Origin of the sequence: Desulfovibrio sp. 1214_IL3152 (genome assembly GCF_036763055.1) — a bacterium.
Lineage (GTDB): Bacteria > Desulfobacterota > Desulfovibrionia > Desulfovibrionales > Desulfovibrionaceae > Desulfovibrio.
Window position 1 is genome coordinate 17,501 of the sequence record NZ_JBAIYW010000169.1, and the last position, 18,148, is coordinate 35,648.

At 47.4% G+C, this 18,148-nt stretch carries 8 protein-coding genes and 2 pseudogenes (1 of these 10 only partly in view); 8 read left to right on the top strand and 2 right to left on the bottom strand.

Annotation, left to right across the window (positions count from 1 at the left end):
* From pglX to V6C07_RS13375, 8 genes and pseudogenes are all read left to right on the top strand, one after another.
* Nucleotides 1–3,121 carry the 3' portion of a BREX-1 system adenine-specific DNA-methyltransferase PglX gene (pglX, locus tag V6C07_RS03430; RefSeq protein WP_333534971.1) on the top strand. It extends 521 nt beyond the left edge of the window, so the window shows 3,121 of its 3,642 coding nt (coding positions 522–3,642); its start codon lies off the left edge, out of view; the stop codon is at nucleotides 3,119–3,121.
* Between the two features lie 12 nt (nucleotides 3,122–3,133).
* Nucleotides 3,134–5,785: a TrlF family AAA-like ATPase gene (locus V6C07_RS03435; RefSeq protein ID WP_333534972.1), complete on the top strand. Its 2,652-nt coding sequence runs from the start codon at nucleotides 3,134–3,136 to the stop codon at nucleotides 5,783–5,785.
* 52 nt (nucleotides 5,786–5,837) lie between these two features.
* On the top strand, nucleotides 5,838–8,075 hold the full coding sequence (locus tag V6C07_RS03440) for a hypothetical protein (RefSeq protein WP_333534973.1): 2,238 nt from the start codon (nucleotides 5,838–5,840) through the stop codon (nucleotides 8,073–8,075).
* Between the two features lie 16 nt (nucleotides 8,076–8,091).
* On the top strand, nucleotides 8,092–10,143 hold the full coding sequence (gene brxL, locus V6C07_RS03445) for a protease Lon-related BREX system protein BrxL (protein ID WP_333534974.1): 2,052 nt from the start codon (nucleotides 8,092–8,094) through the stop codon (nucleotides 10,141–10,143).
* A 371-nt stretch (nucleotides 10,144–10,514) separates the two neighbouring features.
* Nucleotides 10,515–10,730 (top strand): annotated as a pseudogene (locus V6C07_RS03450) (IS1595 family transposase); the annotation flags it as partial.
* Between the two features lie 322 nt (nucleotides 10,731–11,052).
* On the top strand, nucleotides 11,053–12,288 hold the full coding sequence (locus V6C07_RS03455) for a sensor domain-containing diguanylate cyclase (RefSeq protein WP_333534976.1): 1,236 nt from the start codon (nucleotides 11,053–11,055) through the stop codon (nucleotides 12,286–12,288).
* A gap of 400 nt (nucleotides 12,289–12,688) precedes the next feature.
* Nucleotides 12,689–14,509 carry a methyl-accepting chemotaxis protein gene (locus V6C07_RS03460; RefSeq protein ID WP_333534977.1) on the top strand — a complete coding sequence of 607 codons (1,821 nt, stop codon included), beginning with the start codon at nucleotides 12,689–12,691 and terminating at the stop codon, nucleotides 14,507–14,509.
* Between the two features lie 48 nt (nucleotides 14,510–14,557).
* Nucleotides 14,558–14,692 (top strand): annotated as a pseudogene (locus V6C07_RS13375) (IS30 family transposase); the annotation flags it as partial.
* A gap of 126 nt (nucleotides 14,693–14,818) precedes the next feature.
* Here the strand turns inward: V6C07_RS13375 and V6C07_RS03465 are convergent.
* Both V6C07_RS03465 and V6C07_RS03470 read right to left on the bottom strand, forming a co-directional pair.
* Nucleotides 14,819–17,560, bottom strand: a complete 2,742-nt coding sequence (locus V6C07_RS03465) for a DUF927 domain-containing protein (RefSeq protein ID WP_333534978.1) — start codon at nucleotides 17,558–17,560, stop codon at nucleotides 14,819–14,821.
* A gap of 163 nt (nucleotides 17,561–17,723) precedes the next feature.
* Nucleotides 17,724–17,954, bottom strand: a complete 231-nt coding sequence (locus V6C07_RS03470; protein ID WP_209818451.1) for a hypothetical protein — start codon at nucleotides 17,952–17,954, stop codon at nucleotides 17,724–17,726.
* Nucleotides 17,955–18,148: the final 194 nt, after the last annotated feature.

Consider the following 18,148-nt stretch of genomic DNA (forward strand, 5'->3'; position numbering starts at 1 on the left):
GGATAGCCAGGTGGGCAGCGACATCTGGCAAAGCGACGACGTTCTCGGCTGGATGTATGAGAGCTACAACAACGTCAAGAAAAAGGCCCACAAAGACAGCGGCGACAAGACCGAATACAACAAGGTCTCCTTGCAGTCACAGGTGTACACACCCCGCTGGGTGGTACAGTTTCTGGTGGAGAACTCACTGGGCAAGCTCTATCTGGAGATGTATCCGGATTCCGAGATCAAGCGCCGATACAAAATTGCCAACGCACCACAAAAACAGGAGCGCAAACCCAAACCGCTGCATGAAGTCAAAGCCATTGACCCGGCCTGTGGATCGGGCAATTTCCTGCTCTACGCTTTTGATTTCTTCTATGAGCTCTATGTGGATCAGATCGATAACTTCGGAGCCGATTACGATGAAAAGGACATCCCTAAGCTGATCATCGAAAACAACCTGCACGGCATCGATCTGGATGACCGGGCTGTTCAGCTGGCCCAGCTCGGTCTGTTTATCAAGGCCAAGAAGAAACGCCGCACCATCGGTGAACTTGCCTTCAACGTGGTCTCCTCGGACTTTTACCTGCCGGAATACGAAACCGTTGAGCACATCTTTACCGAAGGCTCCACGCTGGAGAAAAGTCAGCAGGAGCTTATTGCAGAGGTCTGGACCGACCTTCAATATGCCTACAAGTTCGGCTCACTGATCCGTCTGGATGAAAAGGTCAAGGCTAAGCTGAAGGCACTGGAAGCCAAACAAAGTTCCGCACAGCCGGAACTGTTTACTCTGATGGAAATAGCCGCCCACAAAAGCTTTGCTGCTACCTTTTTTGCCAATCTAAATACGGCGGTTGAGCAATATGCACAGGCGCAGGGCAATACCTTCCTGACCAGCAAGACCAGGGACGCTATCACGTTCCTTGAACTGCTCACCACAGAATACGATGTAGCTACGGCAAATCCACCTTATACGGACAGCGCCGACTTCGGACCAGACCTGAGAGAGTTCATTGAGGATAACTATAAGAAGCCGTACAAGTTCCACACCAACCTGTATGCCACGTTTATTAAGCGGTGCTATGACTTCACAGGAAAAGCTGGTTTTGTTGCAATGGTTCATCCTCCAACGTTCATGTATATCAAGACATTTGAAGATGTCCGTAAATTCATAATCGATAAAACCCATATCAACTTTTTTGTTGAATGGGGCTACTTAGGTATGTTCAACCCATCAGCTCGGGTTGATAGCGCTCTTTACATTTTGGAAAAGAATAACAATCAGGAAAAAGATGCAGTTTTTGTAAAACTCAATCACCTGTATGAAACCAAGCGCTATGACGCTCTATTTGGTGCCTATGAAAAGTTCCTCGCTGGTAACACACATGAACTGTTATATCGCATTCCACAATCCAAGCTGAAGATCATTAAATCCTGGCCATTCATTTACTGGATCTCTGATGAGTTCCGGGAGAAGTTTGGGGCTGATTCTCTGGAAAAATTTTTCCATATAAAAAACGGTCTTCAGACTGGCAATAACAACAGATTTCTCCGCCTTTGGTGGGAAATTGCGGCCGATCAACGTGATTACGAGGAATCTGAAAAATGGAAGTTGTACGGTAAGGGCGGCCCCCACAATAAGTGGTTTGGAAACCTATGGGCTACTGTAAATGTATTGGAGACAAATTCTTCTAGTCCATCTAAAGGTTATTACAGAGAGGGGGTGAATTTTTCAGGTTCGAGCTCAAAGGGGACCTCATTTCGATATATGCCTGCAGGCAATATGTTCGATAACGATGCTCCTTTGATATTTCCGAAGGACGATTATGGCATCAACTACCTTCTTGGGTTTATTAATACAAAGTTGGCTTCATACATAATAAGCTGCTTGAATCCAACTGTAAAAACACAAGTTGGAGATATTAAAAGAATACCATTTACCCCGCCATCAAAAACTCAGGAGGAAATGGTTTCGAAACTTTCAAAGACAAATGCTCAAATAAAACAAATTCTATGCGTCTACTCCTTGGTAGAAGTGAATTTCGCTAAGACTCCATATCCTGGCAATGGAAGCCTAAAAATATTCTTCAACTATGAAAACCATCTCATTGCACAAGTCCTCATCAATGAGGCCATCATCAATGAACAGATATTCGAGGCCTATGACCTGACCGAACATGACAAGGCGATGGTGCTGGCCAAAGAAGGTAAGAGCATTGGGGGCCTGCCGGTTTCTCATGAGGCTCGGGATGCCTATTTGGCTGAAACCGAAGCAACCAAGGAGTTCCCGCTGGATGCCATCCGTGAGTTTATCGTAGCTCTGCCGACAAAACAGTTCACGGCCGAAGAGCGCGAGGTCATTGAAAGCGGGTTCGGAAGCCTCTACCAGAGCAATAACGATCTGGAAGAGTTTTGTATCCGCCATCAGGTCAACCCGATCAACGTCTGGTACTGGTTCAAGCAGAGCAACGTGATCCCGCAACAGCGGATGCATACGCTGGCCATGGAGTTTCTGGCTGACATGGTCCGAGAGATCCTCATGGAGGATGAGGACGGTATTATCCCGCTGGTGCCCAATGCCGGTGAAAAAGTGCTGCTGGACCGCATCGAGGAAAAGTTTCGGGAAAAAGGCTTCAGCTCAGCACAGTACTCCAGCTTTGATTCGGTGCTTGGTCGCCCGATCCACGAGTACCTGAATAACTATTTCTTTGCGGAACTTTCCGACCACCTGAACCTGTTCATGTACCTGCCCAAGACGCCGTTTATCTGGCATCTCTCCAGTGGCCCGGAACAGGGCTTTGACTGCTACATCATCATTTACAAGTGGAGCCGCGATAAACTGATGCGCCTGCGCTCGGTCTATATCGAGCATCGAGAGCGCTCACTGATCAACCACCAGAGCGACCTCTCCGGCAACGAAAGCGCCGATGCCCAGAACGAAAAAGACCGCATCTTCAGACAGCTCAAAGAGATCGAAGCCTTCAAGAAGAAGATTGATGAGCTGCTCGCCGAAGGCTACAACCCGATCCTCGACGATGGCGTCGGCAAAAACATCGCTCCCCTGCAGAAAAAGGGTTTGATCCCCTACGAGGTGCTCAATGCAGGCCAACTTAAAAAGTACCTTAATGCGGACTGGTAGGGAGAGCTGATTATGCCAACAGAACAAAAAGAATGTGCAGTTTTTCGTTCAGGTGCGACTTGGCTCAGGGCTGATTTTCATCTTCACACCAAGGCGGACAAGGAATTCAAGTATTCTGAAAGCGAGGATTACTACTTCTCAGACTATGTTGATGGCTTGGAAAAGACCCAAATCAGACTCGGCGTGATTGCCAACCATAACAAGTTTGATGCATCTGAATTCAAGGCTTTAAAGAAGACGGCCTCCAAAAAGGAAATCTGCCTGCTTCCGGGGGTTGAGTTGTCCGTAAATGATGGCTCAAACGGCGTTCATACCTTGATAGTCTTTAGTGATCAATGGCTGGAAAACGGTAATGATTACATATCTCCCTTCATTACAACCATGTTTCCAGGAAAGGCTGAATCAGAGTACCAGAATGAAAATGGCAGAAGTGACAAGAATATACTACAGGCTGTTGAGGAGTTGGAGAAAACAGGCCGTGACTACTTCCTCATTTTTGCCCATGTAGAACAGAGAAGTGGATTGTGGTGTGAAATGGGCGGAGGAAAGCTCGGGGATTTTAAGGATAAAAGATATGAAACAGTGCGTTACAGGACTCTTGGGTTTCAGAAGGTTCGAACACACGACAAATCAGATAAGGTTTGCAGAACCAAAGTAAAAGACTGGCTTGGTGATTGGTATCCAGCGGAAGTTGAAGGCTCTGACTGTAAAACCATCGCAGACATAGGCAACGGAAAGTCGTGCTACCTGAAGCTGGGAGCCTTCTCTTTTGATGCCGTAAAATTCGCCCTTGTGGACAAGGACAGCCGTGTTGCTGTCAATCCTGTTCAGCATAACCACTCCCGCATTCAGAATATCCGCTTTACCGGTGGCACCTTGGCGGAAAAGCAAATCCATTTCTCTGCTGAACTCAACACCATGATTGGAATTCGAGGAAGTGGGAAATCATCAATTCTTGAAGTGATACGCTATGCCCTTCAAATTCCATTCGGTGAAAAATCGGGTGATAAAAAATACAAAGAAGATCTGGTCAAATACACCATGGGGAGTGGCGGCAAGGTTGAGATGGATGTCGTCGACCGACATGGCAAGGCTTACACGATTTCAAAAGTTTATGGTGAGGATACGAATGTTAAAGATGGCGGTCAGGATCTACAGGGGGTGGCAATAAGAGAGTCTATTCTCAGGAAACCCATATACTTTGGCCAGAAAGATTTGTCCAGCACTGGAGAAGGATTTGAAAAGGACCTGGTGAACAAGTTACTGGGCTCAAAACGGGATGAGGTTTTGCATAAGATATCTGCTCAGAAAGTGAAGGTGATTGATGCGGTTCGTAATCTCACCAGCGGGTTGGGACTGGATGAGCTGATCAAGGAACAGAACGACATTAAAAAGGATGCCGACCATCAACTGAAATTTTATGCGGATCACAACGTTGAAGAGAAGCTCCAAAAGCGACTCGATTTCGATACGGATGTAAAGCAGATCGATGCGACAATTGAGGCGGTTGATCTCTTCTCTCAGGACGTCAGCAGCATATCTACAGACCATGAATCAGTTCTGTCCTCCAAGAAAGACTATGTTTCAAAACACAATGCTGAACTGTTTGAAAAACTGAAAACAATTTTGGAAACCAAATATTTGTCCCTGATTTCTCAATTGAAAGTTTGGGAGCTGGACAATTCTGCTGTGCAGCAACAGCTTAAAGACCTTCAGACGGAGATGAAGGCAATTCGCAAAGGGATGGTTGATGAGTTTGCAGAGATCGAAAGGAAGTTGAGTGAGGAGCTGAAAGAATCAGGGAACACCAATATCAGCTCTGAAGAATTTCTAGCACTGAAGACCAAGCGTTCAAAAGCAGTCACCCGAATCGGTGAGCTCCAGAAGCAGAAAGACGAGTTTGCCGGGCATCAGGAAACCTTGCTCAAAGAAGTTAAAGCGTTAAACGACTTGTGGCATGAAGAATTTTTGCTGATCAAATCCGAGCTGGAAAAAATCGAAAAAGAGTCGTCCTCAATTACTATCGATTCCAACTACAAAGGCGATAAGGCGAACTTTGTAGATACTATGAAAGAATACTGTAAAGGAAGTGGTCTCAGAGACACTACTTTCCAAGGGATTGCCAGCCAGTATTCTGATTTCGCGTCAATATACAAAGATCTGGATACTGCAAAGCAACACTTTGGCAGCAACCCGCTACTCTTCACAGACCGTCTTTTAGCCAACCTTGAATCGGCTCTAACGTATCAGGTCCCAAACAAATTTATCATCAAATATCGTGGCAAAGAGTTGCAGCACCACTCTTTGGGGCAGCGAGCTTCTGCCCTGATTCTTTTCGTTCTCAGCCTCAAAGAGAATGATGTCATTATCATTGATCAGCCTGAGGATGATCTCGACAATCAGACGATATATGAAGATGTAATCAAGTTGATTCGTGACATGAAGCCCGGGGTTCAATTCATTTTCGCCACTCACAACCCTAATATTCCCGTTTTAGGGGATGCCGAATTGGTGCATGCCTGTTCATTCATGGATGAAAAAGTGGCCGTACAAAGTGGGAGTGTTGACGCCCAAGACACCCAAAAACTTATCATAAAGATAATGGAAGGCGGGCAAGAGGCATTCAACCGTCGTAAGGAGATTTACAAAATATGGAAACCGTAAACTCTATCAGGCCAAAGTGCATGCGTTTAGCAAAATCTAAGGGGCTTCATAAATGATTGATATGTGGTTCAAAAATGACCTGCGTGACATTTATGCAAGCCATTCTGTGGCGGTATTTATCGATGAGTCCGGCGATGCTAAGTTTTTGCTGAAGGTTATCGAGGATGAATATGCCGTCCACCAAGCAAATTCAGAGCTGGAAGAGCTGCATACAAAGTACCTTATTGAGAAAGCACAGCCTAGCCAACAGCGCTTTCTCGTTTATACCCGTTCAAAAAAGGACGATCTCAAGTTCATCCGTGAGTATTGCGAGACCTGCGGATGCCTGGAGATCCGTTACCTCCAGAACTATATCAAAGACAAGGTCCATCAGACCCTAAACCTGAATATCAACCTTCCCAAGGAAGAGCTGATTGCGGCTGCCAAAGTCAGTGTCGGCAAAGACCGCACCTACTGGATGGATCTTAGCCACAAAGGCGCGACTGAAATCTTTGATTTAAACAAAGAGCTGCTGCCGTTTGTGCATGATCCTGACACCTATTCGAAAGAGAAGTACGACGCACAGCTTCGCGAAACTTTTTACAGAGAAGTCAATGAACTGCTTGGGCGGGATTACTTGAGCAAGCCCGCCTCTACGCTGGCCAGTGAGGTGGTAAAAGCCATGCTTGATGGCTTGACGGCCGGTTGTTGCAACAAGATACTTGAGTCGGTCTATACGGGCTGGCTTGACTCTGTCTCTTTCCAGGGATCATTTAACAGATACCTTGGCAGTTATGTGCTTAGCCCGGACCTGGCTATCTGGAATGTCAGTATTAACCACCCATTCCGGCAGGTGGATGAACGGTGGCTGACTGAAATCGGCAAAAAAATTTCCGATAAAGCATACATATCAACAACGTTAGCTAAATTGCGCCAGCGGAATCAAAGCAGACAGGCACAAGCTCTTGGCATTTGCTTTTGGAGTGATGTGATCACTCTGCTGGAATTTGATCCGAAGGATATTGCCTACCTGAGCTCATTCAGAGAGTGTGTTGAATTTTACAAAAAATATTTTTGCAGACTTGATACCGCAATCCGGAACCTCTACGCGGAGTTCCTCAATAAGAAAGAGCTCTTGGAGCCATTTCAGGAGCTATACAAGGAGCACGTCTCGGTCTTCCTCGATAAATGGTTCAAGCACTGGAGTGGCTACAAAGAAACGCAGACCGGGACCCTGCAGCGGATTATCAATGATGCTGGGTGGTTGAAAACAGCTGTTATTGTCGGAGATGGTGTCGCCTATGAAATAGCGGAATTGGTTGCTGCAAGGGTTAAAGGAACAGCCAACCTCAAGAAGGATTCAATCCTTGCTGATATCCCTTCAGAAACCGAAAACAATATGAGCCGCATCTATATGGCCAATGGAGTGACTGAAGCGGTCCAGAGTAACCGTGAGAAATATCTGGCCGCACAGAACCCTGATGTCAATATCGATTTTATTAGGTTGGATGAAGTTACCGAAGAGGCCCGCCCCGGCCAGGTTCTAATTTGCACCTATAAAGACATCGATGACATGGGTGAGAAACTTCAGCAAAAGGCGCTGAAGTATTTCCCGGAGACCATCGATTTCTTTGCTGAAAAGATCACACTTCTTTTGGCCAGTGGTTATGCCAAGGTATATTTGGTAACTGATCACGGTTTCGTACTGACAGGATTACTGAGTAACGCGGATAAGATTTCTCTTTCACTAAAGGGTGATTGTGACAAGGCAGAACGATATGTCCGCACAGAAACAAAGCAAACTGATCTGACGCTTGGCCTGATCGAGGTAGAAAAGAGCTACAAGCAATTCGACTACCTGTATTTTGCAAAGAACATCAGTCCATTCAAGACTCCGGGGTTGTACGGCTTCTCCCATGGTGGTGTATCACCCCAGGAGCTGGTGACACCGTACTTCTGCTGGGAGAGGTCCGGAGCATCAGCTGCTTCACTGTCTGTATCAATTGAAAACAAAGTGGACCTGAAAGATGTCACTGGCGATCTGTTTTTAATCAAGATTCAGGGCGACAAGGGTGCTGGAGATTTATTCTCCATGGACCGGAGGGTCTACCTGGTATTTTTTGCTAACAAGGAGCAAGTGAATAAAAGCGATGTGTTTAACATTCAACGGAATGAGCGGGTAACCAAAGAATATACGTTTGATGGCCATTCGGAACTCGAAATCCACCTTCTGGATGCTGCCACCAAGCAGCAACTCGACCGGGCCGTTGTTACACAAAATAATGACAGAGATTTAGGCGGGCTTCTCTAATGATAAGGAACTGATTATGGCAGTATTGAATGACTTGGACATAAAACTTCTGGAGCACTTCCGAGGGTACGTGGTCAAGAAGGATCTTGTCCGCTCCGTGAAGGTTGGGGCAAATGTGCCGGTATTTGTTCTTGAATACCTGATTGCCAACTCGTGCTCCACGGATGATGAAGAAAAAATACGCACCGGCATGGAGAACGTTAAAAAGGTTCTCAGTGAGCACTATGTGAATCCCGAAGAGAGTTCTCTGATTCATTCAAAGATTCGTGAAAAAGGCCGGTATAAGATCATCGACAAGATTTCCGTCGAGTTGGATTCTAAAAAGGATATTTACTGGGCAAAACTTCAGAACAGTAACATTAAAAACGGAAACATCAGCGATGTCTTGGTAAAGCAGCATGAAAAAATGCTGATGGGCGGCATCTGGGCGATTATTGATGTGGAGTATGATCCTAACATAAAAATAGGTCAGAATATTTTCCCGTTTGTAATTACCGAGATTAAGCCGATCCAGCTATCCAGCTTTGACAACAGCAAGATCATTAATAAGCGCAAGGAATTCACCAAAAGCGAATGGCTCGACATCCTGTTACGAAGCTGCGGCTATGAGCCAAGTGCGGAAGGCGTCTCTAATCGTATCAAAATGCTCCTGCTGTCCCGATTGCTCCCAATGGTTGAGTCAAACTTCAACTTCATTGAGCTGGGGCCACGATCAACAGGTAAATCCTTTGTCTTTAAAGAACTTACGCCCTACGCCGTTTTGATTTCAGGTGGTCAGGGAACAGTTGCCAAATTATTTGTCCATGGCTCAACCGGCAAAGTCGGTGCAGTGGGGCAATGGGATGCCATCTGCTTTGATGAAGCCACTGACAAGATATTCAAAGATAGAGATGCCGTTCCTCTCATGAAGGACTACATGGAATCAGGATCTTTCTCCCGGGCCGGTGCCGGTGGTGAGATCACGGGTGTCGCTTCCATCATCCTGAATGGAAATATCAATCAGCCGGTTGAGACGGTTCTGCAAACCTCGCACCTGTTCAGTCCGCTATCCGAGGAGGTTAACAGCGACACCGCCTTCCTCGATCGTATCCATTTTTACCTGCCCGGCTGGGAAATGATCAAGTTTTCCCCTAAACACTTCACCTCCAGCTTTGGATTCAGCACCGACTACTTTTCCGAGGCTCTTAAGTCGTTGAGACGGGTCACCTATACCGATGCGATTGAAAAACATTACTCCCTTGGAGCTCACCTGAAACAGCGTGATACCAAGCCGGTTAAAAAGACGGTTTCCGGGCTGATTAAGCTTATGCATCCGGATGGTGAATACACCAAGGAAGACATCAAAGAGTATGTCGAAATCGCGCTGGAAATGCGTCGCCGTGTAAAAGAGCAGCTCAAGCGTATCGGTGGTATGGAATTCTGGGATACCAACTTTTCTTACATCGATAAGGAAACTCAGGAAGAGAATTTTGTCGGTCTCCCCGAAGAAAAAGGATCACATCTTATCGAGAGTACTCCGCTGTCGCCGGGGATCTGTTACACCAGCACAAGTGATGGTGAAAACGTTGCTCTTGTAAGAATTGAAAGCGTCGCTGTTGCAGGATCTGGAAAGTTGAATATAACTGGGGTCAACAACACGGCGGTGAAGGAAAATATTAAAAATACCTATCAGTACATCAAGGCCAATGAAAAAACGATCCTGAGTGATAAACACTCGCTTAAGAATTTTGATATCACAATACAGGTTACCAACCTTCTGGGGGCTGCGATTTCATCTGGAATAGGTTCAGCCGTTTACATCGCCATCGTATCGGCTCTCTATAAAAAGAACCTTAAGGCTGGTCTTGCTGTCCTCGGAAATATATCAGTCGGTGGTGCCATCGAACGGGCGATCAATTTTGCGGACAAGGTCACCATGCTCTCCGAAAACGGGGCAAAGAGCGTTATTGTCCCGATGGACAATCTGAATGAGTTGTCAAATGTGCCACCCACTGTCCTTGGAAACACGGACGTACCGTTCTACCAGAGCAACCAAATGCTGATGCAGAAGGCAATACTGTTAGATTAGTCACGATGAGCCCCCCCTCCCCCGGCAAAGCCGGGGGTATGTGTGACTTTTTCCCCTGACCAGAGCAGTGGCTCGAAAAGGAGCTGAAACGGGATTACCGCATCATTACCGCAGAGAAGCGCCTTGAGCAGGTCGCTCAGGATTTTGTCCAATTGATTGCACCTGATCATTTACCATGTGAACAAATTCAAGAATCTGCTTGAGCGATTCGCCGGACTGAACAGAAAGCTTTGCAGCTTCTTCAATCTATACTCCGGCCTGTTCCACATTGTGGATATTCTTACGCGTACCTTCCTGAATACCTGTGATGGCCTTACCCACTTCCTGGGTAGCCGTCATGGTCTTTTCAGCAAGTTTGCGCACTTCATCGGCAACATGGCAACAATGAATTTGCCAATAAACACTCGCATATTAATGGCATTGAAAGCTTTTTTGCTTTCGCCAAGACGCGCATTGTGCGCTTTAGAGGATTGGCAAAACACACTTTTTACTTTCATTTGAAAGAATGCGAATTCCGGTTTAACCACAGAAACGAGGACCTTTACAAACTCGTCCTCAAAATGCTCAGGGAAATGCCTCTCAGCTAGGCATGACCCTAAATATATATTGCTACTTAATGCAAGAAGCGAACTATAAACCACAGTCAGGGCAACAGCGCACGACAGGGCATTTAGCTATTTAACTTAATGATTTAAGCATATTACCAAACAAATCTAGATCAAAACGCTAGAGATCTCAGCGATGACAACTGAAGGGGATAGTCTTGATAGGGGGTGAAATGCCTTTATCGAACTCTCTCACCCCCGAGAAATCCGGGGCTTTATAAGTCAAAATCTGCAGCGTATCACAGTGCATAACTTTTTAATCTGCTGGCATACTAGACGGTTAGAGCCGCAAGGTGTTGCCCTGGTGTCTATTAACACCTTGAGACTTTTTTTGCGTTGCGGATCAGGAGGAGCCCTTGGCAAAACATGGGACATCGAATATTTTTACTGCAGACCAATGCTGCCAGTTTACCAGCTTTGCCTTTACACACGCCTGCTGGACAATGGAATCCGCATCTCCATGGACGGCTGGGACCATTGGCTGAACAACGTGCTTTCGTTTCCAGACGGTCTGTCGGAACGCATTACAATAAGTTCTGTCTCAAAAGGCCACATCATGTCGACAAGCGACCCACATGGAACGGATAAGAGTGCGGAAGAGCCCATTCCGCAGACCAGCCTTGACGTTTTGTTATGGAAGCTGGATCTTCTTGAAACTATCATCAATGAGCTGCCTAACCCGGTGTTCGCCAAAAACAGCGATACCCGGTTCTGTTTTTTTAATAAGGCATACGAATCATTTTTTTCCGTCCGGCGGGAAGAGCTGCTGAATCGTACTGTGCTGGAGCTCGACTACTTGAGTCCGGAAGAGCGGTGGCAATATCAAAAAGAAGATGCGGAAGCCATCCGGAGCGGTGGCGAGGTACATTACGAAACCTCCTATAAAACAGGCCGGGGCCAATGTTCCTCCCTGTACTGGGCAAAAGGCTTTGTCACGCCCGGGTTTAAGCAAAAAGGTCTCGTGGGCGTCATTGTCGACATATCGTCACAGAAACGCCTGGAACAGGAACTGGCGCGCCGCGTGAAGGAATTGGAAGAGGTCCGCAGGGAACTTCGCCAGCTGAGCCTGACGGATGAACTGACGACACTGCCGAACCGCCGTTTGTTCGAAATGCGTCTTCAGGAAGAGGTGCTCATTGCTAACCGTCACAATGTGACGATCAGCCTGTTCATGGTGGATATCGACAACTTTAAGAACATCAATGATCGCTTCGGCCATGACGCGGGCGACGCCATCCTGCGTGATTTCGCCAAGGTTTTGCGCCGCACATGCCGTGAGTCTGACCCTGTCACGCGTTTCGGCGGTGATGAATTTATCGGTTTATTGCCGTTGGCGTGCCTCCATGATGTGCGAACTCTGGCAGAACGCATCCGCAAAACGGTTAAGGACTCCTGTGTGCTGCCTGATGGAAGGCGGCTGACGGTGAGTATCGGGATTGCAGAATTTCAGTGCGGCGAGAGCGGTGAACAGTTCAAAAAGAGAGTGGACGCAGCTTTGTACCGGGCCAAGAAGAACGGCCGCGATCAGGTGTCCGAATGATGCAAGTATCGAAAAACTGAAGAAAGACGCAACAGTTGTGCGGATTGTGCGAGTACTGTGCGAGTAATACGGTTTGAAGGACCGAGAATCTCGGCCTCTCTGCGCCGTCGCACGGCGCACACGTCGCACAGTGACTTTTTTGTTATCTGCAATCGTAGTTATTTTTTTGATACTTCAAATGTGTTTTTTTGCGCATAAAAAAAAACGGAGAAAAATCCCTCACCCCGCGGCTCTGGCAATGATGGTCGCAAAGCGTTATCCCTGTTTCAGGCGCCTATGTATGGTTGGCCTGCAATTACAATAATTATTCAGATAAATTCACTCACGCAATAAAGCGTAGTGTCAGATTGCCGATAAGAGAATAATAACAACGCATCCATTCCGGCATGGAGAACAAAATATGTTCAAAGAGTGCAGCATCAAGTGGAAAGTCCTTGGCGTAGCCCTGATCGGTCCGCTGGTTATTGCTGTTATCATGGCCTGGGAAAGGCTGGACGACATCCACCGTGGCGCTGAAGACGCCATTCTGGAAAAAAGCCGTACCATCGTGCTTATGGCTGAGGCCACTCGCAATGAGATGGCGCGCAAGCTTGAGCTGGGTATAATGAAGCCTTTTGACCAGCTGCCAGCCGACAAGGTTCTTGATGCTGTTCCTGTGGTCACGGCCATGCGCATGGCTGCCCAGAATTCAAAGGAAGCTGGCTACGAATTCAGGGTCCCAAAGGTGCAGCCGCGCAACCCTGTAAACACTCCCACAGAACTTGAACTCAAGGTGTTGAAGCAGCTTGAGGATAAGGGGCTGTCGGAAGTAGTTATTCGCGAACCAGACAAAATCCGCTTTTTCCGTCCCATCCGGCTCACCAAGGAATGCCTTTTCTGCCACGGCAACCCCGCCGGGGAAAAGGACGCCATTGGCGGCACCAAGGAAGGCTGGAAAGAAGGCGAAATTCACGGTGCATTTGAAGTTATCAGCTCGCTGGAAAAGGCCAACAAGCAAACGTCTATGGCCAAAATCAGCGTCACAGCGTGGACGGCTGGCACACTTGCCCTGCTGGCTGCTATTGCATGGATGCTGCTGCGCAGCGGCATAATCAATCCGCTTGATCGTATCAGAAAATTTGCTGGCACTGTTGCGCAGGGCAATCTCAACGCCCGTCCTGACGGAGAATTCCACGCAGAGCTTGCCGATGTGAAGGATGCCATTGAAACCATGGTGGGCAACCTCAAGATCAAGATGGACGAGGCAGACGCCCGTGGCAAGGAAGCAGCAGAACAGGCAGTGCGCGCTGAAAATGCTCTTGTAGTAGCCAACCAGCAGAGAGAACGCGTTTCAACCCTTTTGACCCATATGCAGACGGTGGCCCGTCAAGCCATAACGATTGCGCAACAGGTTTCGCAATCGGCAGAGGCCCTTGCCACGCAGGTTGAACAGGCCACCTCTGGCGCGCGGCAGCAGCAAACCCGGTCTTCTGAAACTGCCACGGCCATGGAAGAAATGAACGCAACTGTTCTTGAAGTTGCGCGCAGCTCCACCAGTTCGGCTGCCAGCGTTGATCAGGCCCGCACTATGGCCGCCCGGGGTGAGCAGGTGGTTATTGAAGCCGTTAATGCCATTCGCGCTGTACACGCCCAAACCAGCGAACTGCAGGGTGCCATCTCAAACCTTGGCAGCCAGGCCGAGGGAATCAGCCGCATCATGAACGTTATTTCAGACATAGCAGACCAGACCAACCTGCTTGCGCTCAATGCCGCCATTGAAGCGGCCCGCGCTGGCGATGCCGGACGGGGCTTTGCCGTTGTTGCCGACGAAGTGCGCAAACTGGCAGAAAAAACCATGCAGGCCACTAACGAAGTAGGCTCGGCCATCCAGTCCATTCAGCAGGGTACGCAAGCCAGTCTGCAGGGCATGGAAAAGGCAGCTCAGGCCGTTGAGCAGGCAACATCGCTTGCGCACCAGTCCGGTGAGGCTCTCAAGCAGATCGTGGTTCTTACTGAAGACAATTCAGATCAGGTTCGCTCTATTGCCACCGCCGCCGAGCAGCAGTCTGCCACCAGCGAAGAAATCAACCGCGCGGTTGACGATGTGAGCCGCATCGCCACCGAGACCGTTAACGGCATGGCTCAGGCGGGCACTGCTGTTACGCGCCTCGCCGAGCTTGTACATGATCTCGAGGGCCTCATCGATAAACTTGAAGCCGCAGGCAAGGGCCAAAACAAGTAACAAGAGCTTTTCAACAACCTGCCCCAACCACCAGTTCAAATAAGGGGCTCGGTCTCGCAAGATGAGATCATAGCGGCAATGTGCCGCTTGAACTGGCGGCCAAGAAAATGCCTTGGGTTTAAGACACCCTATGAGATTTTTTTGGAGGACGCCAACACCCAAGGAATGGGTGTTGCACTTTGAACTTGAAACCGCGAAGTCAAAAAAACAGGTGTGCGTGCTGTGCGAGCTGTGCGGCGTCTCTATGGCCGAGTTTTCAGGCATTATAGAGACGCCGCTGTAGTCTTTGACGCACACGACGCACAGAATTTATAAGCTAAGACTTGAGCTGTCACTTTTTGACACCTCATCCCAACGCGCAGGAATAAAAGCAATTCCACGCTTATTCTTTCCTCCAATGCTATGTGTCTCCCTCACCTTCCCTGATGCATCACAAACCACCCAGCCTTTGGCTTTTAATACTCCTGACAGAGATTTGCGGTTCACGCCCCTTGCTATTTCATCAACTCTAGGAGTCAGCATAATAAATAGCTCTTCCCCACCATCTTTTATGCGGTAGCCCCACATGTTAGGTTGACTTAAATTGTTATCCACGAGACTTGCATGCCGATCCCATCGTACATACTGAGACTGATTGAGAGCAAAATGATCCTGAATGCGTTTAAGCACCTTGGCCATTTCCAAGTCGCCAGAACCACCACGTTGCTCCAACCAAATCTTGAACCATCGCTGGGCGGATGCATAGGCTTCTCCTTTACTAAAGGGAAGGATGCCCCACTCAATTGCTGCTTCACCTGCACTAGCAATGAGTCCAAACTTACGGGCGACCCGCCTAACTTGCCCAGAAGCATCAGAGGATACGTTTAACGAAACGAATTCATCTATTTTTTTAAGCAAGCTCTCTTGGTTCTGCTCACTTCCTTCACAATACTTGGCTATAAATGCTCTTAAAGCCGTTCCGTAACTATTACTACACGCATCTGCAAGGGCGACACTTAATGATGCCGGATCAGCATTCTCATGCAGATTAGCAAACATGTTCTCACCTGTGCCTCCGTCGATTGGCAAATCAATAATTCTCACTGCCTGTCCTGCCATGGCGCGCTGCTTGCCTGACTCTTCAATTTTGTCATTGATTGTAAGCTCGCCCGTGGAAAGAAAATTTAATCTCCAGGTCAAGGGATCACGTAGTGAGGCATCAGCACGCATACGAGATCTTCCTTGGCCATTGGGAAGCATATAAGCCACTTGACTTACGACTTCTGCCGTTGCCTGACCGACCTCATCAAGAACTAACAGGTTGTCATTATGCATGGCCGCCGTGTGTTCAAGAGCATTGTGAGTACTACGCCACTGGCGCAAATACCCACGATTTCCACCCCCACCGCACACGCTACCTGCAACAAGGGCTAGCGTTGTTTTACCGGTCGACGATGCCCCATAGATATGCAGCCCCCCACCTTCCATGTCACATGGACGAAGGAGCGGTCCCGTCAAGGCATAACTGGTTGCTAACACTAACAAAGAATTGCCCGCGCATAGCTTACCTATGCGCTCCTGCCATAATTGTAGATCCCCACTAATGTTGTGCAGAGTATCTGTGGTTTCAGCGAGATAGATTTTTTCGGATAAAGATGCTCCGAACTGCTCGTCTGGCAAAACGTATGTGGCCTCATGCCAGCCGACCTTGTCTAGCTGTAGATATATGGTATCCTCTGGGGCACCGTATTGGATGTACTCCATAAGAAGACTATTCGCCTTGGGGTACATGGCAATTTCGAGCCCATGGTCCGATAAGATGGAGCGGACTAATTCACCACGTCCCGTGCAGTCTCTCATGTTAATCGGCAACTGCTTTCTTTGCCCGTCAGGAGCCGTAAATTCGACAAGTCTTGCCCACCCAACACCGCTAGAATTTCTCATCTTTCCCAGTATCTTGAGCGGACTACAAATATATATACCATCATTTTCTTGGCCATCATTTGGCGTATAGAACACGCCGGTATCTCTAAGCTGAAATGATGTTGCAACAATTTCGCGGTTGGCTTTTTTTTTGAAAAACATATCCCCAGGAGAGCGAACATTGCATTTCCTATTACACTGATACACTTCCTGAATGTACTCACAGGTAATTTTTCGATCTGCACATTTTGCTTGAGCAATTTTATTTTCCGTTTCCTGATAAGAATATCCAGGGTAACCCAGACTGAATTCATGAATAATAGGGCGGGCCACATTCCCCAAGGATATAAAAACGCCTACCATTCTGAACCATTCTGGCTCAGAGAGTGTGTCCTGATTTTCCCAACAATGCTCAATAAAGGAACATTCCAAAATGGCATTAATGGCTTCCTTTGATTGCTTGCCTTGGCGCAGAAGAGTTTCGATAGCCATTGCCGCATCATACCAGTAACTCATGTCTGTTATGTTGGGCGCGGCAGTATCTATCGAGGTATTTCGTGGCTGACAAGTAAGTAAGATCAGCTCATCTTTAGGTAAGTTCATTAATTCTTCATACGAAATTTCAACTTTATACTTCCCATCTGGCCGAAGGATGTTGGGCGCACGCAGTAGTTTGCCTTTCCCTCCACTATACAGTTGTGTATCAAGGCATCCCCCATCGATACTCGCGAGAGGTATTTTAAACGTCCGTGTAAGCATAACTTTTTGAATCTGTGGTAGATATGGGTGTCCATCCTCCCCTCCATAAATTGCAGCTGGGATTTCAAGGTGCATGCCTTTTCCCCCGCTAAGAAAATATCGCAGAGATCGAGGATTAACTTTGTACCGAGTTTCCAGATAAAATACGATGTCTTGTACAATCGAGATAGACCGCTTTGGGTTCTCTTTGCAATCGATATCCATCCAAAGAGAGCCGTAGCGAGTTGGCTCCGGCTTACCTTTTTCAGGCTCATAATCAAAGCTCATGGTGCTGAAGGCCGAATAGCCTTCCTCAATAGCCTTTGCCTTGGCCTCTGCTGTGTCAGAAATAAAAATCCATGGCCTGCCTTTGTCTGGGTTGCCCGCGTAAATACATTTAGGATTATCCATGATAAAACCTCCGCCTTACAAACAGTAGATTATCGATTAAAAAGGATCGATTATGTTTGTTTAGGCATATAATAGTAGCGCTCATAAAAACCATAGGCCGCAGGCGTAGCTGCGGCCTATGCTGGTTGTTATTACAAGGACTACTCATTCACTGTATTTTCAATCAGCTCCTATGAAGACCATATTGTCGTAGCCACTGAACAAATGTCTCACGCTCATAGCCAATCTTTTTACCCACACGGACACGTACTTCTGGGCCTTCGCCCTTATAGTCAATATTGTTCAATGTTTTTGCGGAAAGCAGTCCTCCCAGATGTTTGGCTGCTTCCTCACGGGTAAAGACTGGCGGCAGTGCTGATTTTAAATTGGTAAAAAATATGTCTGTTGTAATCATCGGGCACCTCAAGTGTTAAGATCATGGTTTTGTACAAACGGACTTACACATACTATGGTCATAAATAATCTCTAACGATAATTATCATTCCGAACAGTCAAACGCATGAGTACTTGCCGCAACGATATGGGGGAATGAATTAGGTGAGCTTCTTAACTAAAAAGGCCTGTATATTTTTCAGGGCAGAAATATTG